This is a genomic window from Photobacterium aphoticum (assembly GCF_001029435.1).
In the GTDB taxonomy this organism is placed as follows: domain Bacteria; phylum Pseudomonadota; class Gammaproteobacteria; order Enterobacterales; family Vibrionaceae; genus Photobacterium; species Photobacterium aphoticum.
This window is the reverse complement of the sequence record NZ_LDOV01000010.1, coordinates 391024-416784: the sequence shown is the minus strand read 5'-3', so window position 1 is coordinate 416784 and position 25761 is coordinate 391024. Positions and strand designations below refer to the sequence as shown.

Here is a 25761-nt window from a genome sequence, read left to right as displayed (position 1 = left end):
GTGTGACCTATCGTAGGTGAATAGTCGTATTCGGCGCATTAGATGCTGCATCACCTCGCTCTTCATCACCCGATGACGAGTCGGATGACATCACTTGGCTGTTCGTGCCGTCTGGAATCGACTCATCAAACCATCGCGCGGTTACCGTCTTGGTTTCGGTATAAAAACGTACCGCTTGTTTACCGTAAGCGTGCAAATCCCCATAGAAACTGCCCCGCCAGCCGGTAAAAGAGAAAAACGGTAACGGCACAGGGATCGGCACATTTATACCGACTTGCCCGACTTGCACTTGATGCTGATATTTTCGCGCAGCGGCACCGCTGGCCGTGAAAATAGACGTACCGTTACCATAGGGATTGGCATTGACCAGTGCGATAGCCTCATCCAATGAATCCACCGCCACACACACTAAGACTGGGCCGAAAATTTCCTGCTGATAAATCGCCATGTCGGGCGTGACATGGGTGAACAATGTGGGCCCAAACCAATGACCGTTAGGCACGCCTTCAACCGTACACTCACGGCCATCCAGTTCACACACAGCACCGGCTTCAATACCGCTTTCCACCAAGGCAGTAACACGCTGTTTGGCTTGCGCACTGATCAATGGCCCAAATCCCGCTTTCTCGTCATCCCATACGCCAGGCGTGAGTTTGGCCATCGCCGCTTTTAATTCAGGGATAAGGGCATTTGCTTGGCCGACCAATACCGCGACAGAGATAGCCATACAGCGCTGGCCTGCGGCCCCGACAGCTGAACCGGCCAAATGATTCACCACCTGACCCATATCGGCATCTGGCATCACCACCATGTGGTTTTTTGCCCCCGCAAAGGCTTGCACCCGTTTACCGTGATCGGTGCCAGTTTGATAAATGGCTTTCGCCACAGGTGCGGAGCCCACGAATGACACCGCGCGAATATCGGGATGGGTCAGCAATTGCTGGGCTTGATCCTGTGTCCCATGCACAACCTGCAACACCCCTTTGGGTGCCCCCGCCTGCGAGAACAGTTCGGCCAATCTAATCGCCGTTAATGGCACTTGCTCTGAGGGCTTCAGCACAAACGTATTCCCGGCGGCAACGGCCATAGGAAACATCCATAACGGGATCATGGCTGGAAAATTAAATGGCGTGATCCCCGCACACACGCCCAGTGGCTGAATCAATGAATACGTGTCGATATCGCTGGCGACATTTTCGACCGTTTCTCCCATCATCAAACTAGCAATATTGGCGGCTTGCTCCACCACCTCAATGCCCCGCCATACATCCCCTTTGGCATCGGCCAAGGTTTTGCCGGTTTCACTGGAAAGCAATGCCGCGAGTTCATCATGGTGCGCTTTCAGGAGTTGCTGATAGCTCAACATTAAACGGGCACGATCCGGTACAGGGACATCACGCCAGCACTCAAAGGTCGCTTTCGCATCGGCAATCGCAGCGGTAATTTCTTGTTCTGTCGCAAGCGGTACATGAGCAATGGCCTGATTAGTGGCCGGATTGGTCACCGGCAGTGTTTCTTTGCTGGCTGAGACTTGGCACGCCCCATTAATGTACAGCGGCAAAACAGGCGCAGAGGTGGAAGAATTCGTAAAAGCAAAAAACGTAGATGGATTGGAGTCAGACATCTTTGCCTCCCAATGTATTCAGTTCAATACCTGTCAGCGAGATTATTGAGGTACGGTTCCTACCGGCACTTCAATCGCAATGGCGGTGGCTTCCCCCCCACCAATACAGCATGCGGCAATTCCTCTTAATGGCAGAGAGGACTGAGAGGATTGCTGCTGCAAACGGCGGAGTTGGTGGATCAGCGTCACGATGATTCTGGCCCCACTGGCACCAATCGGATGGCCCAGCGCACAGGCTCCCCCACAAACGTTGACCTTTTCTGCATCCAACGCCAAAGCATCAACCGCTATCTGAGTTACGACCGCAAACGCTTCATTGATTTCCCATAAATCGACACTGTCAGCCGACCAATCTAACTGGGACAAGAGTGTTTGAATGGCAAAAACAGGGGCAATCGTGAATTCGCTGGGGGCACGGGCATGGCTGGCATGACTGCGAATGATCGCTAGCGGCTGTAACCCTTTCGCTTTGGCCATGTCCGCATCCACCAGCACCAAGGCGGCTGCGCCATCTGAAATCGCACTGGAATTGGCCGCCGTGACAGTGCCATCAGCGGAAAAAGCAGGTTTTAAGCGGGAAATTTTTTGTGTGTCGACTTCTTGCGGGTGTTCATCTTGGGCGATGTTTAAGGTGTCATGGCGATGTGAGACACAGACCGATGAAATTTCATCATGAAACCAATCCTGCGCCTGTGCCTGTTGAGCGCGCTTGACCGATTGAATGGCCCAGTCATCCATCGCTTCTCGGCTGTAACCTTTCTCATCGGCGATCTGCTGGGCATACACCCCCATCAAATTGCCTTCATAGGCATCCAACAAGCCATCTATAAACATATGATCATGCAAGACCGCATTACCCAGTCGCTGCCCTGAGCGCGCTTGCGTTTGCAGATGAGGCGCATTGGTCATGCTTTCCATGCCCCCTGACACGACTGCGGTTTGCGTCCCCGCAATAATGCTGTCGACCCCCATCATCACGGCTTTCATGCCCGAACCACACACTTTATTGATGGTGGTACATGGCACCGATTCTGGAAGTTTGGCTCCTAGGGCCGCTTGTCGAGCCGGCGCCTGCCCACACCCGGCAGACAGCACATTGCCCATGAACACTTCACCAATATCATCCGGAGAAAAGGTGGCGGTGTCGCCCGCAGACGGAACATTGAATACGTTGAAGCACCCGGCAATCGCTTGACTGCCTAATTGCGGTGCGGTGAGTGACGATAGCTCGCCCAGAAAACTGCCAATCGGTGTGCGATTTGCCGCAATCACCCAAACCTCTTTGCGCATATTTCGTCCCCCGTCATGAACTTGACGTTTACGTAAGCATAGCACTAACATTTACGTAAACGTTAAGAAACAAAATAAACACATCAGCAAGTCCTGTTCAGGGCGATATCGAGCGGTTAACGCCGTGCTATTCCGTGACGTTTTGCTGTACGTCACCACTGAATCTAGGGGGATCGCCTGGTGGATAGTTATAAGATCAGCGAACTGGCCAAAGAGTTTGATATCACGACGCGCAGCATCCGTTTTTACGAAGATGTCGGCTTACTCCAGCCAGAAAGAAGCGGCAGCATGCGTGTTTACCACCGTCGCGATAAAGTCCGATTAAAGCTGATTTTACGCGGTAAACGTCTGGGCTTTTCTCTGGCTGAAATCCGTGAACTGTTCGAGTTATATGACACCCAGCAGAGCCAAACCCAACTCAATAAAATGCTGGCTATTATTGATGCCAAACAAGCGGTACTGCAACGCCAGCTTGAAGACATCAATGTCGTCATGAATGAGCTCCACCTTGCTCGACAGCGTTGCCAGCAAGCCCTCGGGCAGTAACCGTCTTAATACGTCAATTTTGACAGGGGTAACCGTATGACAGATCCCTTCACACCACTCAATTTTGGTTTAGGCGACACCCTCAATTTACTTCGTGAACATGTTAATGGCTTCGCCAGCGACACCATTGCACCGTTGGCTGCCGAGATCGATGCCAGTAACCAGTTTCCGCTGCACCTGTGGCCCAAACTGGGCGAAATGGGTTTACTCGGCGTCACGGTGGATGAAGCCTACGGCGGTGCCAACATGGGGTATCTTGCCCATGTGATTGCCATGGAAGAAATCAGTCGCGCATCGGCGTCTGTCGGACTCAGTTACGGCGCGCATTCCAACTTATGTGTGAACCAAATCTATCGCCACGGCACAGAGGAACAAAAGCAGACTTACCTGCCGCCGTTGATTCAGGGCACCCATGTTGGCGCGTTGGCGATGAGCGAACCGCAAGCTGGCTCCGATGTGGTCAATATGCAGTTACGCGCTCGCCTTGAAGGCGATGTATTCATCCTGAACGGCAATAAGATGTGGATCACCAACGGGCCGGAAGCTGACACGCTCGTTGTGTACGCCAAGACCGATCCGGATGAAGGGGCGCATGGGATCTCTGCCTTTATTGTTGAGCGCGGCTTTCGTGGTTTTCGTACTGCCCAAAAGCTCGACAAACTCGGCATGCGCGGGTCAAGCACCTGCGAATTAGTGTTTGAGAACTGTGAGGTACCGGCGGCGAATCTGCTTGGTCCCCTGAACCACGGTGTCGAAGTGCTGATGAGCGGGTTGGATTACGAACGCGTGGTACTGGCAGCGGGACCACTGGGGATCATGCGCGCCTGTTTGGATCTCGTGCTGCCTTATATTCACGACCGCAAACAGTTTGGCCGCGCCATCGGGGAATTTCAGTTAGTACAAGCCAAAGTCGCAGATATGTATACCCGCACCAATGCTGCCCGCGCCTATGTATACACAGTCGCGGCAGCCTGTGATCGCGGTGAAGCCACACGTAAAGATGCTGCTGGTGTCATCCTGTTTGCCGCTGAACTGGCCACCCAAATGGCGTTAGACGCAATCCAGTTACTGGGCGGAAATGGGTATATCAATGAATTTGCTGCGGGTCGGTTATTACGGGATGCCAAATTGTACGAAATTGGTGCCGGCACCTCTGAAATCCGCCGCATGCTGATTGGTCGTGAGCTATTTAAAGAATCTGAATAATCACTGGCGCTTTCATTGCACTTTTTGCTGCACTTTTAACTGCATGTTGAAGTTCACTTTTCACGGCGCTTTAACCGCATAAGGGATGAGGGACAGCCTATGACCATAATTCAAACCGCCATTGATCCAAGTGACGCGTTTTATCAGTCCAATCATCAGAATATGTCTGCATTGGTTGATCAGCTTCATACGCACATCGCCACCCTACAAGCCGGTGGCGGTGCGGCCGCTATCGATAAACAACGCAAAAAAGGCAAATACCCGGTGCGCCAACGTATTGCCCTGCTGTTGGATCCTAATACCCCCTTTCTGGAAATTGGCCAATTTGCGGCGTGGAAAGTGTATGAGGACAATATCCCTTGTGCGGGGGTTGTCGCGGGGGTCGGCCAAATCAATGGCGTGTACTGCATGATTGTTGCCAACGATCCCGCCGTCAAAGGCGGTACCTATTACCCACTGACTGTGAAAAAGCACTTACGCGCACAAGAGATTGCTGAGCGTTGTCATCTGCCCTGCCTCTATTTGGTGGATTCCGGCGGCGCTAATCTGCCCCACCAAGCCGAGGTATTTCCCGACCGGGATCATTTTGGCCGTATCTTTTACAACCAGGCCAGAATGTCCGCCAAAGGCATTCCCCAAATTGCTGTCGTCATGGGCTCCTGCACAGCGGGTGGCGCGTATGTGCCCGCCATGGCAGATGTCTCCATCATCATCAAAGAACAAGGCACTATTTTCCTTGCCGGCCCACCACTGGTAAAAGCGGCCACCGGCGAAGTGGTGACAGCAGAAGCCCTCGGCGGCGCTTATGTGCATTGTAAAACCTCCGGCGTGGCGGATTACTTTGCCCAAAATGAAGACCATGCCATTGAGTTAGCACGTCAGGCGGTGTCGAGTTGTAGTATTGATCAGTCCATAGCCAAACCCACTGCACCTACCACCACCGCGCCTACAAATAGCCTTGAACCCCGTTACCCCGCTGATGAACTGCTGGGGATTGTCGGTACGGATCTGCGTATGCCGGTCAATATTCGCGAGGTCATTGCCCGCATTGTGGACGATTCAGCGTTTGATGAATTCAAAGCCATGTACGGCAGCTCTCTCGTGTGTGGTTTTGCATCGATTGGTGGCCATCTGGTCGGTATTATTGGCAATAATGGCATCTTGTTTTCAGAATCTGCCCAGAAAGGTGCGCACTTTATTGAGATCTGCTGCAAGCGAAAAATCCCACTCGTCTTTTTGCAAAACATCACGGGATTTATGGTTGGCAGCAAATACGAAGCCGAAGGCATTGCCAAGCACGGTGCCAAAATGGTCATGGCCGTCGCATGTGCGGAAGTGCCGAAATTTACCGTGATTATTGGTGGCTCTTACGGGGCGGGTAATTATGGCATGTGTGGTCGCGCCTACAGCCCGACCATGATGTGGATGTGGCCCAATGCCCGCATTTCCGTGATGGGTGGCGAACAGGCAGCAGGGGTACTGGCACAAGTGACCCGTGAAAACAAAGCCAAGAACGGAGAACCTTGGAGCCAAGAAGAGGAAGAAGCCTTCAAACAGCCGATCCGTGATGTGTACGACGAACAAGGGTCACCGTATTACGCCAGCGCCCGACTTTGGGATGATGGCATTATAGATCCCCGAGAGACCCGTACCGTGTTACGCCAGGCATTGGATGCCACTCAACATGCGCCTATTGTCGACACCACCTTTGGTATTTTCAGGATGTAGCAGTAACTGAATGTAGGAAGTGACTATGCCATCGATCTCTGTGACAACAGGAAAGACTTCGGATGCTAATGGTACTGATGCACACATTCGGTGTGACATTGATGATCGCGGTGTTGCCACGCTGACATTAGACAGGCCAGATAAACACAACGCTTTCAATGCACAGACGATCAACCAATTACTGGTGACGCTCAAACAGCTGAAAGGCATGATCGTCCCTGACGATGGTACGCCCCCACTTCGGGTATTGCTGTTACAAGCGTCAGGTAAACATTTCAGTGCCGGTGCGGATCTGAGTTGGATGCAGAGTATGGTATCCGCCACGCAAGAAGAGAATTATCAAGATGCCCTGCAGTTGGCAGCGCTACTGCATACCTTAGACACCTTTCCCGTCCCGACAGTGGCGCGGGTACAAGGCAATGCCTATGGTGGCGCGATTGGTTTATTGTGTTGTTGCGACGTGGTTTTAGCCACCGCCTCTGCCCAGTGCTGCTTAAGTGAAGTCAAAATAGGATTAGCCCCGGCAACTATTTCCCCTTATGTCTGCCGGGTGATGGGCCAGCGTCATGCGCGACGATTCATGCTGACCGCAGAACCCATTGATAGTGAACTGGCGCTGACCACTTCCCTTTTTCACCGTGTGCTGCCCGACGAAGCATCTTTAGATATCGCCATTCAAGACACTATTGCGCACCTGCTGCGAAACAGCCCGGATGCTATGCAGATCAGTAAGTCGCTCTGCCACCTGTGTGACAGCACACCGCTTTCAGAGGCATTACGGCAGGAAACTGCACGCATCATCGCTGCGGTTCGCGCCTCACCACAAGGGCAAGAAGGCTTAAACGCATTCCTGAATAAACGTGTGCCACATTGGCAAAACAAGCCTTATCGCAATGATACGTCGGAAGATAACAACAAAGCCAATGAACAAAACAATCATAAGGACATGGACGATGAGTAACCGACAGCACAGTTCGCACTTCATCAATGGCACACATGCCTCTATTGAAGCATTACAACAATGCTTGCCTGATAAAGTTACTTTGTATGAAGTGGGCGCACGTGATGGGCTTCAAAACGAATCTCAAGTCAGCACACAAGAGAAAATCGCCTTCATCAATGCCCTCTCAAAAACCGGATTAACCCATATTGAAGCGGGAGCATTTGTCTCATCCCGACGCGTACCGCAAATGTCTGATTCCATTGCCGTGATTCAAACCATCGACCGACACCCTACAGTGACTTATTCAGCCCTCACACCCAACGTACGTGGGTTTGAACTAGCGCTGGCAGGCCATGCCGATGAGGTGGCGATCTTTGCCTCGGCATCTGAAGGGTTCAGCCAACACAACATTCACTGCTCTATTGCTGAAAGCCTTGACCGTTTCGCGCCTGTTATCTCGCTGGCACGCCTGCATCATATTCCCGTGCGCGGGTATTTATCCTGCGTAATAGATTGTCCCTATGACGGTCCGACATCACCAACACAAGTGGCGACCATCGCCAAACAACTTTATGACATGGGGTGCTACGAAGTATCGTTAGGCGATACCATAGGCACAGGTACGCCCCTTAAAGTAGGTCAAATGCTGGATGCCGTGTTACAACAACTCCCCAAACACGTCTTAGCCGTGCATTTCCACAATACCTGGGGGCAAGCGCTGCCCAATATTTACCAAGCATTACTCATGGGGATCACCACCATCGACAGCAGCGTCGCCGGTTTAGGCGGATGCCCATATGCCCCCGGGGCCAGCGGCAATGTGGCAACTGAAGATGTGGTGTATTTGTGTCATCAGTTAGGAATTGAAACGGGTGTAAGCCTACCTTTATTGGCCGAAGCGGGATGGCACATTTGCCAAGCGTTAAATATTCGCCCCCGCTCTCATGTCTCTTTAGCGTTGAAGGCTCAATTAAAAAATAAGAGGTAAAGAGATAACAAGAAAGAATTGGCCAATAATTAGCAGGCAAAAAAAGAACCTGAAACAACAGGCTCTCTGGAGGTGGCTTTGACGATAAAGGGACTAGTCCCAGTCCGTCCGTAAGCAGCGCTGTTCGGCTTCCAGTTCATTCACCACTCGCCACAGTTTTCGCTCACGCTCTTGCATCTTCTCACGTCCTTGATAACCCGCTTCAATGCTCAATCGATCTTCTGGACCAATATAGTGTTCCGCATGGTCGTGAAACAATACGCGAAACTCTTCCATTGTGGGTAAACGGTTATGGTTATCCTCAAAGGTTTCAAAGATCAATTTTACTTTGTCTGACACGTCACGCTTAATACCGTCGAAATCTACACTGTCCATGATTACACTCCAGTTCACTTGGCGAGGCTGTCTTGTTTTCAATACAATTAGAGTGTAGTTGAGCTTTATATTACTTTCCTCCTTACGGGGAGAACAATGTGTTTCATATTGTGATAAAACCTATCTTTCTGTTTTAACAAACAAACCCTAAAGATTTCTGACGTGTCTTATTCTCATTACACGTATCACGATTCAAATTTTGGAATGAGATCTCACTTTTCTCATTCTCACGCGAAAGATATTTTCAATAACGCCAACTTCTATACTTAGCAGTACTACCCTTGCTGTATTCAATCAACTGAAGGAGTGTGGATGTTTCTGTTTTTTCATCGGTTCCTTCGTTGCCCATGTGCCGTCTATGTGCTGTTTCTTACTTCTGTCTCCGTTATCATTAGCGGAAACAGTCATGCCTCTGAACCACAAAGCACCTCACCAACACAACAGCCAACAACTGCGCCTTCATCCTATGATGCCTATCTTTATGACACGAACTTCAATGGGGACAGACTGGCTGATGACGAGGATGAGGAAGACGCAGACTTTCAGGAATGGATTGATGAGACGCAAGATTCTATCTCAGATACGATTCACTATTACGGCACCAGTTTTGATCATTTCATCGCAAAGAAAGACGATGAAAAACCGATGAAGAATCGCAGTTATCTCAAAATTAAGTTCAAACCCAGATACAGCCATCGCGAGTATTTTAGCGGCGATGCCAGCGTTAAACTCAAACTCGACCTGCCCCATACTAAAAAGAATTGGAAACTGATTTTAGAAACCGATCCGGATGATTTTGACCGCTTAGAAGACAAACAACGCGGGATCAGTGATAACAGTGACAGCAGTTTATCCGGCGCTGTGGGTGGGGTTCGCTTGCAAGGCCGTCAATGGGGCAGCTGGAAAACCAACTTTGATGTGGGTCTGAAAATCAAACTGCCTCTCGACCCTTTTACCCGTGCCGATCTACGTCGCGTTGATCGCCTCAGTGAAACCTGGACCAGTCGCATTAAACAGGAAATTTTCTATTACCACTCCAAAGGACCTGGGGCGATCACCTCGTTTAATTTTTATTTTGCTAACCCGCAAGACCCGCTTACGATCCTCAAGCTCAGCTCCAGCGCACAATACTTAGATACCGATAACAATTGGGAATTTGTACAACAGGCGGAAATTTTTGATCGTCTCGATGCCAATAATCTGATGCAGTATTCGATTGGTGTGAGTGCCGATTCAAGACCTAACTACTCCATCACCAATGCATGGGTGTCCGTATCGTGGAAACACCGCTTATACAAAGATTGGCTCTATATGACCGTCACACCGGAGTTGGATTTTCAGGATGAGTTTGATTACAGAATCAACCCCGGCATCATGTTTGAATTTGAGATGTTCTTCACCACCGAAGGCGGAATCGATCGCTTAGCGCGCAAAATCCCGCTCCCTGACTAATCGCAGTAATCAGTGAGATACCGCCCCAGCACTCGCCTTTACCAATTCGTACTCTTGTTCAGGCGTCAACCATTCTGCATGGATGTCGTCAGGAATGCGATGTCCGTTTTCTGACAACCATGCCGCATACCGTGAAACACTGTGGCTAAAATCCGTTACCGTAAAGCCATGTGCGCGGGCTTTGCTGTTGTCGATATTCATATACGACGCCTCAGTACTTCCCTTCACGCGATACAATGGCAACTCTCGAAAACTCAGACCAGCCTCTGCAATTTTTTCACTTGCCACCCATTGTCCATGCGACATATTCAGTAATTGCACAAAACGTAGCCAAGATACTTTTTCTCCTGCCAGGTTAAAATCCCCCACCCATCGATTCTGGATCACTTTCATCATAAACGCTGCTATATCCATCACGTCCACCACCTGCAAATGATCATCCCCTCGCCCCGGAAGTAATGGCGTTCCTGTTCCCTGTGCTCGTAAGAGCCAATAGGCAAGACGGCCCGAACAATCATGCGGACCAATAATCACCTGCGGCCGCAAGATGGTGGCACGCAATGGAAACAAGGAGCGAACAATCTGCTCTGATGTCGCCTTTAACGGTCCATAGGTGTGGTTATCAATGTGCGTAATGGTCTCATCGATAGGAGAATAAGTCGGGCTCTTTTCCGTTATAGCCACATGATGTGGCGTTGGGGGTTCGAAGGCCTTCACCGCACTGATATAGATATAATGCGCCACACGTTCACGTAGCAAGGTGGCGGTTTGACGAACATGTATAGGCAAATAGCCGCTCATATCAATGCACACATCCCAGCGTCCATTTCCTAATGACTGCGCAACCGCAAGCGGGTCATGGCGATCTGCAATTCGGCGTTCAACGGATTGGGGTAACTCATTCGGTGTATCACCTCGAACACACACCGTCACCGAATATCCCCTCGCTAAACACTGCATCACGACCGACTGACCAAGAAAACCGGTTCCCCCTAAAATCAGAATGCTTAAGGGTGACTTGCGATAACTCAATTTCATTCCATGACCCGACTGATAATTTGGATGCAGGAATGACAGGTAAAGCCCAAAGACTCACACAATTTAATGGACGCAATGTTGTCTGCATTGGTTCGATACCGAATCACGCGTTGTCTTTTCTCCGTCGCCATAATAAGAGACGACAACAAAATCTTGCCCACTCCCAGACCTCGATATTTTGGTTGGACCAAAATAGATAAAGCTTCAAACGGTTCAAAGCCACAATACGATGCCAGCATTGCCGCCGTTTCACCATTAATGATGACAGCATAAAAATATTCACTATCAATATCAAAATCCGCTTTATGAATGTCATCTTCAGATGCATTCGAGATAAAAGCCTCAATGTTGGCACGATGCTCTGAGTTCGATAGTTCCCACTCTACAACCTGATATTTTTCCCTGTCAGGATACAAGCAAATAGAAAAGCGCTGTGATTCAGAGAGATAGTAATCACGATCATTTATCGCCAGTTCTGCATCGACCAATGCCGACAAACTCAGCAACGATGGCTCTTGCGCACGTACCGCTGTTTCTATTTCATCTTGAAAAGCAGCCTCAACACACAACAACGTTAACGTGGATGACTGATAAATAAAGGCAATATCTTCTTCATCTTTATTTCGCCATGCAGACACCGGTGCCAACACAAAAGACTCGGAGGGGAATGTCATATCAAACCGTTGCAACCAAGACTGATCAATAACTTGATACAATGTCCTTTCATCCATACTAGTGCTTCCTTGCTCCCCATTGCTGGTTAGCGTCTCGAATCGTTAATCCAAACGTAGCTTTAAATGTGCGGCTTAAATGGGCACTGTCCGCAAACCCTGCGTTGTGCGCTGCTTGTGTGGCATTACTGCCTCGTCGAATTTGTCCGATTGCCAACAACAAACGCCGCCATAGCACATAAGATCGCCACGTTATGCCCATTTGTTCTCTAAACACATGAAGGAACCGACTTTTTGACAACCCCACCGATTTAGCCACGGCGTCCACCAGCAACTTATCCTCAAATTCCTCAGACGCTGAAGAAAAAAAGAACTGCTGCAAATAAACCAAGGCCGCTTGTACCCGTTTATCCAACCGAGCGGAATCGAACACAGTGTGACGCTGCGATGTTTCTGAAAGGACTACTTGTGAAACCGCACCTTCTCGGCCGGTCATATCTATAACCGCTCTTTCCAAATCCGTTACGTCGACCATTGACAGATGCTGGAGCAGTAGCTGCTCGAACAATCTCTGCACACCTAACGCCGACAATATCGGGGCGAGCATCTTGGATAAAACATCGAAAGCCGGTTCAGGATCATCTAACGTTGAAAGCGAGCCTTGATAGAACGGTACCTCATCTAACGCCATATAAGGCCTGCCAGCCAATCGCGCCGTCAGCGCATGCCCTAACGCTGAATGTGGTTCAATTAACAGTATCCAACCTTGATCCATCGTAAGTTGATGCGGAATACGGGAGGCGATAACGGCAACGGCTTCACACGGTGTGCCGTCAACAGTCAAAGACGCCGCAGATTCAGGCCACACAAGCTGTATCGCATTATGGCGATGGACGACATTTTCTTGAATGCAGCCATACACAACCACCAGCCCTGGCTGGGTATGAAAATACGTTTTCATTGTTGCTCCCTTCATGGACTTACTGTGTCACTTCATGCCATACACCGCCGCACATCATTACATAATCGTAACATAACGACATATTGCGACCTGCTGGCAATTCAGTGCCCAAACAGAGACTGCGAGCAGGTACAAAAAAACTCGGCATGCATAACACACACCGAGTCAACATTTGTCACGATATTGGCAATGCGCTTCTGGTAAAGCGCTTTTAGTAATGATGCAGACACAACATCAACATCTGACTATTCGATATACGCCGCCAACTTCCGTATCGCCGTCGTCAATGCCTCTGGCGAGCCCACAATCTCAGCCGGATTTTCCTGACTCAACTCTGCCTCATCGCCGTAGCCCCACAACACCCCAATCGCACGCAATCCATTATTGTGTGCGGCAATCAGATCCACATTACGATCACCTATCATAATGGCTCGGGCGTCTATGTCTCCCTGATGCAATAACGCTGATAACTGTTGGGTTTTCTGAACGCCAATTTCACCGCCATTCACGAACTGAAAATACGGCAACAAATCAAACCGAGCCAAAATCATCTCGGCAAAATCTCTGCGCTTTGATGTACACACAGCCAATGGATAGTGCTCAGCCAATGCTTTAATCACCTCTACCATACCGTCATACAGGGTGTTTTCCGCATACCCTTCTGTTGCATAGCGATCTCGGTATGTCGCAACCAGCGACGCAACCAATACGGGATCATCACTTTTCACCAACGTCTGAAACGTCAAATCCAATGGAGGACCGATGTATCGGCTGATTTCAGCTTCATCTCTTGTCGGGTATCCATGTGCTTTCAACGCGTGATTCATACAGCGAACAATTCCGACTTTGGGATCGCTAATCGTCCCGTCGAGATCAAAAATGATAACGGGTTGCTGGGTGAATGGTTTTGAGGAGGATCGAGATATGGGCATATTTGCCATGCTTGCTCCTTGCATATGCTGTCTTTTGTGTTTTACTCGATATTGACTATCTACAATATCGTTCAAACCGTCATTCAGTCTCCAAACGGATCGCGAGTATCAACATGTCTTTATGCTGAATGCCATTTTCAATAATGGGCTCCGGGTAATTATCCAAAAAGTGATCCTTTAAGATATCCACCACCCGAAACCCCACGCGTTGATAGTACGTCAATTGGTACCCGAAAGTGCCGGTCCCTAATTCAACCTGAGTGACACCCTGCAGCTTTAATTGCTCAAGAGTAAATCGTAATAATGCGGTACCAATGCCCCGCCCTTGCTGCTCTGGCCACACCGACACATTCATGATTTCGACTTTCGTCCCTTTGTTCATCACCACACAAACGCCACAAACCGTTTCTCCCTCTAATGCAGCAAAGCACTGTGACACTTCAAGATAACGGGCTACAGAGGCTTCTGAGGGATCGGCTTCCAGCAGTAGTGCCATGGGCACGTGATCAGCCGGGATAATTTGGTAAATAAGAGAGGATTGCAGTGAGGAGGACACGGAGGATTTCCTATTCATCAATAAGGCTAAATCGCAGTTTAACACAGACATTTTCAGGCTTTGCACTTTAATACCCTTACGCTTACATCGTCTTGCTTTAGCGCGAATAGCAACAAAAAAGCCGAGTTCACACTCGGCTTTATATGCGTCACTGAATAGCAATCATTTTGCTATGCGGCTGTGTACGTGACAATTCATTATATTCATAGTGATCGTCAATTAGGCGACTTTGCTTTTGCTATCGGCTTTCTCATCGGCATCAAAAAACTCATCATGCAATGCACAAATCGCGCCTTGGTATTCGTTATCACTCACCACAAATTGTACGTTCACGTTACGCATGGATGAATGCAGCGCCAATGGTGTGATATCCGCTTTCATCAACGACAATACCCCTTGTGCCAAGGCCTTATTGGTATCGATTTGCGAACCGATCACTGAGATCAGTGCCACCATGCGCCCTTTTACTTCTGCACTCGGGTATTTCTTTTCTGCGCGGTACTGAACCTTTTTCAAGCTCTCCGGGTTACCGCCAAGATAGTAGGTCATCGAGTTAGCATTCATCTCTTTACCAATCAGGCTAACGCGCTCGTCGGTAATGATCTCCATAAGCTCATAGCTGACATTATCCACTTTGCCGACAATGGCCTGATCAAACAGGTGCAAAGCGAACACTTTCTCTTTACCGGCAATGATTTCAACTTTGTTCGTGCTTGGCTGGTAGGTGCTGGCAATCACCGTCCCTTTATGTTCCGGCTCAAAAGTGTTCTTAATGTGCAATTCAATACCGCTTTCACGCAAACCTGCAGCGGCATTCGGGTGAATAGCTTCCATCCCCAAACTTGCCAGCTGATCGGCAACGTCGTAGTTCGTCATGCCAATAGGTAGCACTTTATCTACCCCGACCATACGCGGATCAGCAGAGCTTAGGTGGTACTCTTTGTGAATAATGGCCACATCCGCGTTGGTAATAGAAGCAATGCGGCTGAAGGTAATTTCACTGTAGCCACGATCGTAGGTCGACATCAGGCCTTTTTTACACGACGCATAGCCCGTCACAATCGGCAATTCTTTGCTGACATCAATATCTGCAAAGGCGTCACGAATATTGTCATCCAGCAGCTGGGTCTTTTCATCATTCCAGCCTGACAGATCGACAAAACGTGCATTTAACCCGACATTTTTCAGCTTCAATGCAGTGTTATAGGCACTGTGTGCTTCACCAATGGAGGATAAAAACTCACGGACTTGCGGCAAATAATGGCGCAGAGAAAACTGACCGTACTGACAAGTTTCAAGAATATTAGAAATACAGTTTTTTGCTTCAGCAATACGGGACTGAATGAATTTATCTGCACGAATACGGTTCATGGAGTCCGCAAAAATATTTTCATTCATCAACAGCATGCGCTGTTCCACATACGCCAGTGCGTTTTCCCAATGCTCATCGCGTTTTGCGATCAATTGGTACACACCCGGCTTACCGGTTTTTTTACACTCAAGGAGCGCATCCGTCATACCACCGTACGCTGACACCACAAATACGCGGTTATAACGATCTTCTGGGGCAGGACGAAGCATAATATTTTCAAGTACAGCATCAAATGCTGTCATGGAGGTACCGCCGATTTTCTCTACGGTATAAGTCATAAGAAGGCCTTCGCTGTGTATCTATAAATTCAAAGAAGAAAAGGATTCGTGAGTGCCTCAGCCCTCACGAACCTATTGATGAATGACGCGTTGTTAATGACGCGATTAATCAACTAACGGATAAACACCGTTCTCATCGTGGACTTCCGCCCCCGTAATCGGCGGGTTAAAGACACACGCCATTACCATTTCTTTGTCTTTATAGGCACGGAGGTAGTGCTCATCATGTTTATCAAGGATGTACAGCGTCCCCGGTTTAATCGGATAGGTTTCACCGCCTACCACTTCAATTTCCCCTTCGCCGCTCATGCAATATACGGACTCTAAGTGGTTTTTGTAGTGAATGTGCGTCTCTGTGCCTTCAAAGATAGTCGTGATGTGGAAAGAGAACCCCATCTTGTCATCTTTCAACAACATGCGAACACTTTCCCATGTATCTGATGCCACACGACGCTCGCTTTGGCGACACTCCTCTAATGTACGTACGATCATGATTATTCCTTTAATTAAGACGCTTGCTTAAATTGTTTTTCTGCAATGGCTTCTACTGAACCTTCAAAAATGTTCAGCCCCTGCTCCAACTCTGCATCCGTGATAGTCAGTGGGCAGAAGAATTTCACTACTTCATCATTCGGGCCGGCAGTTTCAATGATCATGCCATTGGCGAAACAGGTTTTTGCAATAGCAGCCGCAATATCACCACTTTGACATTCAATCCCGATCATCATGCCGCGCCCTTTTTCTTGCACAAACAGATCCGGGTACTTCGCCAAGTTACGCTGTAACACCTCGCTCACTTTGCTCGAGCTACGCTGAATATGCGTTTCAAACTGCGCGTCTGACCAATAGATTTCCAACGCTTTGGCCGCTGTCACGAAGGCATGATTGTTACCACGGAACGTGCCGTTATGTTCGCCTGGCTTCCAAATATCCAGTTCAGGTTTCAGCAGGACGACCGCCATAGGTAGGCCATAGCCTCCGATAGATTTCGACAGGGTCACCATATCCGGTTCAATACCCGATGGTTCAAAACTGAAGAACGTGCCGGTACGACCACACCCAGCTTGGATGTCATCCACAATCAGCAAAATATCATGGGCTTTACAGAGAGCACTTAGGCGTTGCAGCCATGCATTGGAAGCCACATTCAGGCCCCCCTCACCCTGTACCGTTTCCAACAGTACCGCTGCAGGCTTATCGATACCGCCAGAATTGTCGGACAGTAAGGTTTCAAACAGCGCGAGACCATCTACGCCTGCATAGCCTTCATAAGGAATGCGCGTAACGTTAGTTAAGGTGGCGCCAGCACCCTGACGATGGTGTTGGTTGCCTGTTGCTGCTAGTGCGCCAGCGGTACAACCGTGGAAACCATTGGTGAACGCCACAATGGTGCTACGATTTTTAACCTTTCTGGCCAATTTCAGTGCCGCCTCAACGGCATTGGTGCCGGTAGGCCCGGTAAACTGCACTTTGTAATCAAGCTTTCTTGGCGCAAGAATGTAGTCATTCAATGCATGAAGAAAGTCAGCTTTTGCATTGGAGTGCATGTCCAAACCATGTGTAATACCATCGGCAGCAATGTAGTCGAGTAACGCTTCTTTCAATACTGGATTATTGTGTCCGTAATTTAACGAACCGGCTCCAGCAAGGAAATCCAAGTATCTTTCGCCTTCTGCGGTTTCAAGCCAGCAACCTTTCGCGGTTTGAAACACAACAGGGAAACTATTCGAGTATGAACGTACTTTAGATTCTTGCTTCTTGAAAATATCCATGTTGAGTCCGTTATCATTCCTATTTACTGAGAGTGTTTGAGCGTAATGCGATACAAATATTCCGTATCGTGCTTGCCCTTGAAGTGGGCTTGCTCATCCAAAAATGTCGTCACCACACCTTGTTGTCCGTGTGCGGCATCCATTTTTTTGAACAGTGCCCAAGAGGCTTCGTTGTCTTCTGTGATGGTCGTTTCAATCACTTTCACGTTATGGCGTTGCATTCGCCCAACCAGCGCATCTAGCATGGAGAATGCCAATCCTTTTCCGCGAGAATGGGGAGCGACAGCCACTTGCCAAACGAATAACACATGGGGTTCATCCGGCTTTCTGTATGCAGAAATAAAGCCAGCGAGCGTATCGTTGTATTCGGCAAGAATGCACGTTTTACTGAAGTGAGAAGACTGGAGAAAATTACAATATGACGAGTTCGTATCTAAAGGGGGGCAATTGGCGATCAAGGTAAAAATATCGTCACCATCGTCAATAGAGGGTTCACGAAAATGCCACGTTGCCTGTGGATGCTTTTCAATGTTTGATGGCATCAGCTGTTTGGCAGAAGTGCTCATATATCGACACATATCCTTTGAGTTATAATGAATTCGCACTCTTATTATCCCCACAAGGCAGCGACAAAAATCAAATATTTGACGCCAAACCCCTTAATTTTGCGATCAAGATCACACTTTTAGCTCAGTTAGGTTAATAAAAAATAGTTTGAACACTAATTTATTTTGCGCATATTTTGTGACACTGTAATGAACAATGCCGTCATTTTTTGCAGCACACTCTCAGGTATCTTCACCGATAAACAACGAGGAAAACCTGCCTTTCAAACAAAAAAATGGCATAAAAAAACGCGCAGTGGATAATCACACTGCGCGTCTTGAAGATTCTTCTGCTTAGGGAAAAATTGCTGTCATTAATACGATATTCCCCTGAAGAATTTGAATATCTCCATTGCTGCATTTACGCAAAGAAAACGTCAACTTTTCGGTAAACCCAATTGCGTTGCTATATCTTCAATATAAGCCTCGGCTAACGCACTGAACGCAAGCTCAGAACCATCAAATGTATTTGACTGTAAGGTGTACTCTTTTTGGGTGATCTTGCCAATTTTGACGGATTTTTTACTGCTGTACTCTAAAGGAAAATGTTTAGGCGCGAGGAACAAACGGTAATTGGTTCCGTCATTTTCAAAAATCACCGACACTACAATGCCACTGGCAGCTGGATTTTTTGCTATCACGCGGCTAAGAAACTGCGGTTCATTTAATCCTATATCACTGTTGCGATACGCTTGAACATTCACCCCTTTCGCTTTTAATTGATCATGCACTTCCTGTGCGAACATATGACCGGCACTGGCTAACATACTTTGTGCTTTATCATCATCAAAGCGTGTCATCATGCCATCACCGTAAGCGATAAACACACTCTGTACCGCCGCATTGTCTGAGGCGCTCGACGCGACGGCCTGCGTCTTGGTTTGTGTCTTGGTTTGCGTCTGGAGTTGCGTTTGGGGTTGTGGTATCGATGTTATTCCATCATTTTCCGACGCTATCGCCAATGGCGGACAAAATACCAAGCTGGATAACAGCAACACACCCACTTTAATGCCTGCGCGCATATCCTTGCACACATTCACACGCGTACCCATCCATCTGTTATACATGTTGTTCCTTTCTCATCATGCTACGCGGTTCTGCCACGTTCGTACCAGCCACGTTTAAGGGGGAATGATATAGCGATAAATTATAGCGACAGTTACTTGCCGGTGGTTCTCTGTGACCAGCTTATCTCTGTGAGATCACTCGAAATTTCTTGATAGAACACAATTGCTGTTAGCATCCATACAACTAAACACACCGTCTGCCTTTCGGTTAATCAGACCAGCACATGGCGTGGTGTACAGAAATCGGCTTACATACCCCGTAAAATCAAGCGCATTGTACGAGGCAAGTTGTTTGTTCCATATTGTATGTATGTGAAAAGCCGCTTCTTTGCCTGCTACATGTTTTTCATCATCAAACACTATTCTTCTCTCAGTTCGTGATAGAATTCACGTTATGTCGTTAGCTATAGCAGTTAACCATCACATGATTTCATTCAACTGAGACTTTCCATGCCATTCTCTACCCTTGGTCTGAGCGATCCAATCTTAAAAGCCATCGCTGAATTAGGTTACCAATCTCCTACGCCGATTCAGGAAAAAGCCATTCCTGTTGCATTAACCGGCAAAAACCTGATTGCAGCTGCGCAAACCGGTACCGGTAAAACGGCGAGCTTTACGCTACCTATCCTTGAAATGCTAAGCAAAGGCGAAACACAGCGTAAAAAGCGTGTTCGCGCACTGGTATTGGTGCCAACCCGTGAACTGGCGGTTCAGGTCGCAGACAATGTCGAGCAATACAGCAAGTACATTGGCCTGACATCACTGGCGGTATACGGTGGTGTGGACGACAAGCCACAGAGACAGCGCCTGATTGAAGGTGTCGATATTCTGGTAGCCACACCGGGCCGTTTGTTGGATCTGCACAGCCAAAAAGCCGTGTACTTTGAAGAAATTGAAGTACTGGTGCTGGATGAAGCCGACCGCATGCTAGACATGGGCTTTATTGAAAAGATCAATGACATTGTTGAACGCTTGCCGCTTGATCGTCAGAACATGCTGTTCTCAGCCACTTTGTCTCGTCAGGTGCGTGAACTGGCTAAAACGGCCGTGCATAATCCGGTTGAGATCTCGGTAACCAAAGACGACAGTGCCAAGCCAAACATTGACCAGTGGCTGACTACCGTTGATAAAGACAAGAAATCAGCCCTTCTGAGCCACCTGATCAATGAAAATCAGTGGGATCAGGCGTTGATCTTCATTGAAACCAAACACGGTGCCGCGAAGTTGGTGTCTCAGTTGGAAAAACGCGGCATTGTGGCAGAAGCGATCCACAGCGGACGCAGCCAAGATGCACGTGCCAAAGTATTGGATGATTTCAAAAAAGGCACGTTAAAGTACCTCGTAGCCACCGGTGTCGCTGCACGTGGTATCGACATTGACGAACTAAGCCGCGTTATCAACTACGATTTGCCGTTCCCTGCCGATGAATATGTACACCGCATTGGTCGTACCGGCCGTGCTGGCGCATCCGGTGAAGCGATTTCTTTGGTCTCTAAAGATGACTTCAAAAACCTGTGCATGATTGAATCCCGTCTGGGCCATTTAATCGTACGTAAAGAGATTGAAGGCTTTGCGCCGAAAAAACCAGTACCGGTTTCCATCCTTAACTACGTACCGAAGAATCGTCGTCCGGAGAATCAAGATCGCCCTGCGCGCAATAATCGCAACGACAACGCACGTTCAGAGCATCGTGGTGAGAAAAAACGCACAGAAGGTCAGGCAGAAAACCGTCGCCCAGCGCGTCGTAAAAAACCAGCCTCTCGCAATGGCAACGGCGCACAAAACCGCCCGGTAAAAGCTCAATCGGATAAATAAACCCGAAGCCAATAAGTCGGCCGCCCTGTAAGCGTAAAAAACATAATGAGGTAAATCGTTCACTGTGCGATTTGCCTCATTTCTCGCCAGAAATATGGCATCGTACTCTCTGCCCACTCATCCGATGTCAGCACCACTGTGTACATCTCTCTGCCTTCATCTGCGTCCATTTATCCACGATAGCTTTTCAGCATTTTTCCTTGTTTTTATAAAATAAGTGACAGAAAAGCGGGCCATTCTTTTACACAAAAAACCGTCGTTCTTCCTGATTTAATAGTAGAGCTCGTCCACTTCCCCTACTCTCAACTGCATATAGAAAACATGTAAAACAGTCAAAATTGTATATTTTACATGTAATTACCTCTGTTATATTTGTTCGTTTATTTGCTTTACATCGCAAAAACCTCATCGTATTGAGGGATTTGTTACTTCGATTTGTTCAACATGGTATGTTGCTGATAAAGGCGTCATTTGTTTGACATCTCTTTGAATGTTACTGAAGCAATGCACGCAGTAACACAGAGAATGCATCGAAATTCGGCCTTATTTGACACATTTATACACAATTGATAATAATACGTTTTGAGCATTATGTGATGTTGATCATATTCCACAAATGGAATATCAACTATTTTATTCAGGCGATAATAAGCAATTAATCACTTATTATCCTCTGGGATACGGACACATAGCTAAGATGAGAGAAACCATGGATCAGGCAGAAAGTTTGCGCGAAATTTTTGAAAAACAAGCATCGAAGAAAAGACTTGAGGATTGTCAGGAGCAAGTACGTCAGGCAATCAGAACCGGTGATAACACCGATCTCGATATGCTGATGATGCAACTTGAGCGCGCTCACATCGAATTTGAAGAAACCCTTAATTCCTATTCATGAGTTAGGCATCATGCATGATAAAACACTGGTACCCTTGATTCACACCGCCCACGCCAATGCTTTTATCACACTGATTAAACACTTTGAGCATGACATCTATCCTCTGCTCAAAGCGGCTGGGTTGCCAAGTAACATTCTTCGGCAGCCTTATGAATTTGTCTCGACCACCCCAATTCAACACTTGCTGGCGCTGATGGCCGAGCAGGCCGACCCGTATCACTATGGCATGATTCTGCGCCATGAGATTAAAACGTTTTTCATACCCAAAGTGCTACAACGCCTCCACCATGTAACGACCATTGAAGATGCCCTGCAGCAACTCACGGTCACCATTAAGCATGAATCCCCCTCAACACAGATCAGTATTCATCGCTTTAATGATATGCCCTGGCTTTGCCGACAAAAACCCAAAGACGATACGGCAGGATTTCACTGGGCCGAGATATTTTCTGTTTTGTTTATTATTGAGCTTATCCGCACATTGACCCGCAGTGACTGGCTACCCAGCCAAATTGCACTGCAATCGCATGGCGCTGATGAGCTGGCAATTATTCTGGATAATAAAGATATCTCGTTTTACACCGATCGCAGTATCGCGGCTGTCGCCCTGACCGACGCTATCATGGCCATGCCCTACCCCACATCGGCCCAATTCAGTCCCATTGAACACTCAGCGGATGCGCCGGCTGCAATGAGTTATATCGAGTCCATTCAACACGCACTTCGTCCGTATCTTGTCAAGCAAACCCTCACCATTGAAGAAGCCGCGCAAATTTTGGAGACCACGCCACGCACATTACAACGTCGACTGGCGAGTGCAAATACCAGTTTCCGTCAACTCAAAGAAAGCTTCCTACTGGAAACTGCCTGCCGCTTAATGGAAAACGAACAATATTCTTTAACGACCATCGCGTATGAAATTGGCTATGCTAATCTCGCCCACTTTTCACGCGCGTTTAAAAAAATGACAGGGTTTTCACCTAAGCACTATCGCCAACGTTACCTTTCTTCCTGATCCCTCTTTAATTTACCAGCAATCATTCCGTTTAATTTCAAATACCTATTGTTTTTGAGCGCCATTTTGAACGCCCTTCTGAACGCTGTATTCTCTAAATGTATGTAATTGGTTTATTCCAAATGAATTTAGATAATGACTGACCTCAAAGTTTTTTCATTCAACATGTATTTCAGATGTCATTAACTTGTTTTTTTGAACTAACATCACATATTATCGCTAATGACATAACTATAAATTGCATATGCGCAAAGCGCCTTCGTATATACCCAAAGGAAATAACAAGGAAGCTATACACTCAATGACAACCTATCCACGAATAGAACGCGATCGTGATCATCATTTTGCTGGCCTATTTGGCACATTAATTCACGATCACTACAAGCCGCTTTATGCCGACGAAAATGTATGCGACATTCTCGGCATTGATAGTGTTGATGACATTCTGAATCTCCCCAGTCTCCTTCCCTTATTTTTTGGGCTTCACCCTTCTGATGCAGAACAACGCTATCACGATATACTAAATGGCAAGACTCCCTCTTCAATTTATACCTATCGTATAACCAAACCTTCTGGTGCTATCGCCCACATACTGGCTGCAGAGTCGCTTACCTACCGTCAATCAACCCCTGTTGTACAAATGACAATGATTGATATTACTGAAAAGTACAATCAATATAGTCAGCTAGAGAAAACGGCGTATGTGGATGTGCTCTCCGGCCTCACCAACCGGAATGGCTTCGATGTTATTCTCCATCAACAAAGTCTGAAAGCGACACAAGAATCTAGCGCTCTTTCTTGTCTATTTATCGATTTGGATGACTTTAAACTCATTAATGACTGCTATGGGCATCAGACAGGTGATGCTGTCATCAGACAGTTTGCTGATTGCTGTAAACACAGCATACGTAAAAGTGATTTTATTGGTCGCTGGGGCGGCGAAGAGTTCCTCATTCTATTACCCCGCACTAACGAACATTTTGCCAAGATTTTAGCCGAACGGCTGCGTTGGCGGATCAGTAAATTACGCATACCGACCTCTGAAGGCATGATTACACTGACCATCAGTGTGGGCATCCGCACTCAAAATAATAGCGATATTTCACTTAGCCAGTTATTAGAAGACGCTGATTTAGCGCTCAGCTATGCCAAGCGCCAAGGTAAAAATCAGGTGATGACATTCAGTGAAACCGCATCATTGACCGAAGAGGCCTTTACAATCAGTTTTATGTCTTAATATTGTCTCTCTTTACGACCTGTCCGTAGTGGCGTGAATTGGTAAAAACGCCATATCCGTCGATCATATGATTTCTCTCGTCAACAGCATTCTGTTATTTCACCGAGAGGTTATATGAAGCAGTTCTGGTCTAAAGTTAAATATTTTCTTACTACCCCATGGGGTAAAGCTTACTTAGTCTTTATCACCCTGACAAAGCTCTACATTGTCTATCAATGGGCATTGGCACACGTGAAAGATTTTGGTGGGCAGGCATTAGCCTGGATCGGCGTTGCAACTCATCACGGTGAAGCATTTTGTGCCGTATTATTCACGGTGGTATGTGGTTATTACACCCTTAAAGCCATTGTGAATATCTTTAAAAGCAAGCCCAAGGTGGCCGCGTCAACCTAACGCGAATGCGCTAAGCCCAACGCTTATCAACAATGCCGCATCAGCAAAGATCAAAAAAGGGAGCACTTGGCTCCCTTTCTTTTGTCATGCAACAGCCTAATCCCGTTAGCTCACGTGAAATTAACTGTCATGGTTGCGGCTCATGGCATCTTTGGTAGAAGACACCACATCCTGCCAAAATTCGCTAACCTGCTCACGGTTAAGCCAATCCGGCTTGAATTGAAATTCACTCCAATTACTCAATTGATGCCATGTATCCTGCCAAGGAGGACTTTGCATGTACAACACCACAATCAAGGCACACTGTAAGGCACTGATAAACGGATTACGGGGTGAGAAGACTTTCAGCGCCGTTCCAAACGACAATTTCAATCGTCGGTTGGCTAAATCTACGCTGTATAGCTCATCCAATAATAAATGCACGATGCCACCGTAAAACACAAACAAGCCGGACAGCCAGGCGGTTTTGTCGCTATACCCCAATAAATATAATAACCAGACGGTAAATAGACCGAATAAAACGACAAAGGCCAACGAATGGCAACAGCCTCGGTGTACTGTGAATTTTTCTAACGTTGCTTTAAAGTTATATCGAATCGTTAAATAACAAAACGTGCCATAAACCATTAATTCCAGCATGGAAACCATGCGGTATATATGCCCGACAAAACTGAAGGTGATCAACCCTCCGAATATTCGAAACAAGGTTTGCATCGAGGTTGAATTGTCAGAATCGATGTCCGGCAACAGCCCACCAATGGTACCCAGCAGCATCAGCCACAATGCCGTGATCGGCACCACATGGCCCGCAGACAGTAAGGCGGTGGCCGCAATACTGCTGGTAAGTGCGGCTGTTCCAAGATGTGTATTGAAATTAGCCACTATAATCACATACTATGCGCACGCATCACCCTCACCAATTTGGCTTTACTTGACTATCAGTCTAGTCAAACGGTGTATGCACACGTCTCATTAACTGGATAAATAAACAGTATTATGTAT

Annotated in this window: 24 protein-coding genes and 1 pseudogene; 11 read left to right on the top strand and 14 right to left on the bottom strand. The window is 47.6% G+C overall.

Translation table 11 applies throughout. From position 1 onward, the window contains the following. Positions 1–100: 100 nt before the first annotated feature. Positions 101–1624, bottom strand: a pseudogene (locus ABT58_RS05865) (CoA-acylating methylmalonate-semialdehyde dehydrogenase); the annotation flags it as partial. A gap of 42 nt (positions 1625–1666) precedes the next feature. Beyond that, positions 1667–2914: a thiolase family protein gene (locus tag ABT58_RS05860; RefSeq protein WP_047873380.1), complete on the bottom strand. Its 1248-nt coding sequence runs from the start codon at positions 2912–2914 to the stop codon at positions 1667–1669. Between the two features lie 180 nt (positions 2915–3094). Here ABT58_RS05860 and ABT58_RS05855 point away from each other — a divergent pair, with 180 nt between their 5' ends. The 5 genes from ABT58_RS05855 (at position 3095) to ABT58_RS05835 (ending at position 8325) form a co-directional block, all read left to right on the top strand. Then, positions 3095–3460 carry a MerR family transcriptional regulator gene (locus ABT58_RS05855; RefSeq protein ID WP_047873379.1) on the top strand — a complete coding sequence of 122 codons (366 nt, stop codon included), beginning with the start codon at positions 3095–3097 and terminating at the stop codon, positions 3458–3460. Between the two features lie 36 nt (positions 3461–3496). Continuing rightward, positions 3497–4666, top strand: coding sequence for an isovaleryl-CoA dehydrogenase (locus tag ABT58_RS05850; RefSeq protein WP_047873378.1), 1170 nt, complete (start codon positions 3497–3499; stop codon positions 4664–4666). 99 nt (positions 4667–4765) lie between these two features. Further along, on the top strand, positions 4766–6394 hold the full coding sequence (locus ABT58_RS05845; protein WP_047873377.1) for a carboxyl transferase domain-containing protein: 1629 nt from the start codon (positions 4766–4768) through the stop codon (positions 6392–6394). Between the two features lie 25 nt (positions 6395–6419). Continuing rightward, entirely contained in the window at positions 6420–7355 is a 936-nt protein-coding gene (locus ABT58_RS05840; RefSeq protein WP_047873376.1) for an enoyl-CoA hydratase-related protein, read from the top strand. Then, complete coding sequence (locus ABT58_RS05835) at positions 7348–8325, top strand: hydroxymethylglutaryl-CoA lyase (RefSeq protein ID WP_082210977.1); 978 nt, start codon at positions 7348–7350, stop codon at positions 8323–8325. Before ABT58_RS05840 ends, ABT58_RS05835 begins: the two co-directional genes overlap by 8 nt. A 93-nt stretch (positions 8326–8418) precedes the next feature. On the opposite strand, the gene ABT58_RS05830 is transcribed toward ABT58_RS05835, so the two are convergent. Then, complete coding sequence (locus ABT58_RS05830; protein WP_047873375.1) at positions 8419–8700, bottom strand: hypothetical protein; 282 nt, start codon at positions 8698–8700, stop codon at positions 8419–8421. A 312-nt stretch (positions 8701–9012) separates the two neighbouring features. On the opposite strand from ABT58_RS05830, the gene ABT58_RS05825 reads away from it, so the two are divergent. Next, positions 9013–10152: a hypothetical protein gene (locus ABT58_RS05825; RefSeq protein WP_053062990.1), complete on the top strand. Its 1140-nt coding sequence runs from the start codon at positions 9013–9015 to the stop codon at positions 10150–10152. Positions 10153–10161: 9 nt separating this feature from the next. On the opposite strand, the gene ABT58_RS05820 is transcribed toward ABT58_RS05825, so the two are convergent. From ABT58_RS05820 to ABT58_RS05775, 10 genes are all read right to left on the bottom strand, one after another. After that, entirely contained in the window at positions 10162–11190 is a 1029-nt protein-coding gene (locus tag ABT58_RS05820) for an NAD-dependent epimerase/dehydratase family protein (protein WP_082210976.1), read from the bottom strand. Further along, a complete protein-coding gene (locus tag ABT58_RS23440; protein ID WP_053062989.1) occupies positions 11187–11921 on the bottom strand; it encodes a GNAT family N-acetyltransferase in 735 nt (244 codons plus the stop codon). Before ABT58_RS23440 ends, ABT58_RS05820 begins: the two co-directional genes overlap by 4 nt. A 1-nt stretch (position 11922) precedes the next feature. Beyond that, entirely contained in the window at positions 11923–12822 is a 900-nt protein-coding gene (locus ABT58_RS23435; protein ID WP_053062988.1) for a helix-turn-helix transcriptional regulator, read from the bottom strand. Between the two features lie 245 nt (positions 12823–13067). Further along, entirely contained in the window at positions 13068–13763 is a 696-nt protein-coding gene (locus tag ABT58_RS05805; protein WP_158261701.1) for an HAD family hydrolase, read from the bottom strand. Between the two features lie 70 nt (positions 13764–13833). Next, positions 13834–14250 carry a GNAT family N-acetyltransferase gene (locus ABT58_RS05800; protein ID WP_229821563.1) on the bottom strand — a complete coding sequence of 139 codons (417 nt, stop codon included), beginning with the start codon at positions 14248–14250 and terminating at the stop codon, positions 13834–13836. A gap of 279 nt (positions 14251–14529) precedes the next feature. Continuing rightward, complete coding sequence (locus ABT58_RS05795; RefSeq protein WP_047873373.1) at positions 14530–15960, bottom strand: aspartate kinase; 1431 nt, start codon at positions 15958–15960, stop codon at positions 14530–14532. A gap of 105 nt (positions 15961–16065) precedes the next feature. Continuing rightward, the gene (locus ABT58_RS05790; RefSeq protein WP_047873372.1) at positions 16066–16452 is read right to left on the bottom strand and encodes an ectoine synthase; all 387 of its coding nucleotides are present in this window, start codon (positions 16450–16452) and stop codon (positions 16066–16068) included. 14 nt (positions 16453–16466) lie between these two features. Then, positions 16467–17732 carry a diaminobutyrate--2-oxoglutarate transaminase gene (gene ectB, locus ABT58_RS05785; protein WP_047873371.1) on the bottom strand — a complete coding sequence of 422 codons (1266 nt, stop codon included), beginning with the start codon at positions 17730–17732 and terminating at the stop codon, positions 16467–16469. 23 nt (positions 17733–17755) lie between these two features. Next, complete coding sequence (gene ectA, locus ABT58_RS05780; protein WP_047873370.1) at positions 17756–18298, bottom strand: diaminobutyrate acetyltransferase; 543 nt, start codon at positions 18296–18298, stop codon at positions 17756–17758. Between the two features lie 416 nt (positions 18299–18714). Next, on the bottom strand, positions 18715–19404 hold the full coding sequence (locus ABT58_RS05775; RefSeq protein WP_146147168.1) for a helix-turn-helix domain-containing protein: 690 nt from the start codon (positions 19402–19404) through the stop codon (positions 18715–18717). Between the two features lie 450 nt (positions 19405–19854). Between ABT58_RS05775 and ABT58_RS05770 the strand changes: the two genes are divergently transcribed. The 5 genes from ABT58_RS05770 to ABT58_RS05750 all read left to right on the top strand — a co-directional run bounded on the left by ABT58_RS05770 (position 19855) and on the right by ABT58_RS05750 (position 24759). Continuing rightward, positions 19855–21219: a DEAD/DEAH box helicase gene (locus ABT58_RS05770; RefSeq protein WP_047873368.1), complete on the top strand. Its 1365-nt coding sequence runs from the start codon at positions 19855–19857 to the stop codon at positions 21217–21219. Positions 21220–21928: 709 nt separating this feature from the next. Then, positions 21929–22114 carry a hypothetical protein gene (locus ABT58_RS05765; protein WP_146147167.1) on the top strand — a complete coding sequence of 62 codons (186 nt, stop codon included), beginning with the start codon at positions 21929–21931 and terminating at the stop codon, positions 22112–22114. Between the two features lie 10 nt (positions 22115–22124). Continuing rightward, positions 22125–23129: a helix-turn-helix transcriptional regulator gene (locus ABT58_RS05760; protein WP_047873366.1), complete on the top strand. Its 1005-nt coding sequence runs from the start codon at positions 22125–22127 to the stop codon at positions 23127–23129. Positions 23130–23430: 301 nt separating this feature from the next. Next, entirely contained in the window at positions 23431–24366 is a 936-nt protein-coding gene (locus ABT58_RS23430) for a GGDEF domain-containing protein (RefSeq protein WP_053062987.1), read from the top strand. 114 nt (positions 24367–24480) lie between these two features. Continuing rightward, complete coding sequence (locus ABT58_RS05750; protein ID WP_047873365.1) at positions 24481–24759, top strand: hypothetical protein; 279 nt, start codon at positions 24481–24483, stop codon at positions 24757–24759. A gap of 120 nt (positions 24760–24879) precedes the next feature. On the opposite strand, the gene ABT58_RS05745 is transcribed toward ABT58_RS05750, so the two are convergent. Beyond that, positions 24880–25641 (bottom strand): metal-dependent hydrolase, encoded by a 762-nt coding sequence (locus ABT58_RS05745; RefSeq protein ID WP_047873364.1) that lies wholly within the window; start codon positions 25639–25641, stop codon positions 24880–24882. Positions 25642–25761 lie beyond the last annotated feature (120 nt).

What these genes read in the sequence shown, in the direction of transcription:
- ABT58_RS05835 (WP_082210977.1), top strand. Translation starts at nt 7,348, where the DNA reads ATGAGTAACCGACAGCACAGTTCGCACTTCATCAATGGCACACATGCC.
- ABT58_RS05840 (WP_047873376.1), top strand. Translation starts at nt 6,420, where the DNA reads ATGCCATCGATCTCTGTGACAACAGGAAAGACTTCGGATGCTAATGGT.
- ectA (WP_047873370.1), bottom strand. Translation starts at nt 18,298, where the DNA reads ATGAGCACTTCTGCCAAACAGCTGATGCCATCAAACATTGAAAAGCAT.
- ABT58_RS05820 (WP_082210976.1), bottom strand. Translation starts at nt 11,190, where the DNA reads ATGAAATTGAGTTATCGCAAGTCACCCTTAAGCATTCTGATTTTAGGG.
- ABT58_RS23435 (WP_053062988.1), bottom strand. Translation starts at nt 12,822, where the DNA reads ATGAAAACGTATTTTCATACCCAGCCAGGGCTGGTGGTTGTGTATGGC.
- ABT58_RS05805 (WP_158261701.1), bottom strand. Translation starts at nt 13,763, where the DNA reads ATGGCAAATATGCCCATATCTCGATCCTCCTCAAAACCATTCACCCAG.
- ABT58_RS05790 (WP_047873372.1), bottom strand. Translation starts at nt 16,452, where the DNA reads ATGATCGTACGTACATTAGAGGAGTGTCGCCAAAGCGAGCGTCGTGTG.
- ABT58_RS05830 (WP_047873375.1), bottom strand. Translation starts at nt 8,700, where the DNA reads ATGGACAGTGTAGATTTCGACGGTATTAAGCGTGACGTGTCAGACAAA.
- ABT58_RS05775 (WP_146147168.1), bottom strand. Translation starts at nt 19,404, where the DNA reads ATGTATAACAGATGGATGGGTACGCGTGTGAATGTGTGCAAGGATATG.
- ABT58_RS05795 (WP_047873373.1), bottom strand. Translation starts at nt 15,960, where the DNA reads ATGACTTATACCGTAGAGAAAATCGGCGGTACCTCCATGACAGCATTT.
- ABT58_RS05850 (WP_047873378.1), top strand. Translation starts at nt 3,497, where the DNA reads ATGACAGATCCCTTCACACCACTCAATTTTGGTTTAGGCGACACCCTC.
- ABT58_RS05765 (WP_146147167.1), top strand. Translation starts at nt 21,929, where the DNA reads ATGGATCAGGCAGAAAGTTTGCGCGAAATTTTTGAAAAACAAGCATCG.
- ABT58_RS05770 (WP_047873368.1), top strand. Translation starts at nt 19,855, where the DNA reads ATGCCATTCTCTACCCTTGGTCTGAGCGATCCAATCTTAAAAGCCATC.
- ABT58_RS05860 (WP_047873380.1), bottom strand. Translation starts at nt 2,914, where the DNA reads ATGCGCAAAGAGGTTTGGGTGATTGCGGCAAATCGCACACCGATTGGC.
- ectB (WP_047873371.1), bottom strand. Translation starts at nt 17,732, where the DNA reads ATGGATATTTTCAAGAAGCAAGAATCTAAAGTACGTTCATACTCGAAT.
- ABT58_RS23430 (WP_053062987.1), top strand. Translation starts at nt 23,431, where the DNA reads ATGACAACCTATCCACGAATAGAACGCGATCGTGATCATCATTTTGCT.
- ABT58_RS05750 (WP_047873365.1), top strand. Translation starts at nt 24,481, where the DNA reads ATGAAGCAGTTCTGGTCTAAAGTTAAATATTTTCTTACTACCCCATGG.
- ABT58_RS05760 (WP_047873366.1), top strand. Translation starts at nt 22,125, where the DNA reads ATGCATGATAAAACACTGGTACCCTTGATTCACACCGCCCACGCCAAT.
- ABT58_RS05845 (WP_047873377.1), top strand. Translation starts at nt 4,766, where the DNA reads ATGACCATAATTCAAACCGCCATTGATCCAAGTGACGCGTTTTATCAG.
- ABT58_RS05800 (WP_229821563.1), bottom strand. Translation starts at nt 14,250, where the DNA reads ATGGCACTACTGCTGGAAGCCGATCCCTCAGAAGCCTCTGTAGCCCGT.
- ABT58_RS05825 (WP_053062990.1), top strand. Translation starts at nt 9,013, where the DNA reads ATGTTTCTGTTTTTTCATCGGTTCCTTCGTTGCCCATGTGCCGTCTAT.
- ABT58_RS23440 (WP_053062989.1), bottom strand. Translation starts at nt 11,921, where the DNA reads ATGGATGAAAGGACATTGTATCAAGTTATTGATCAGTCTTGGTTGCAA.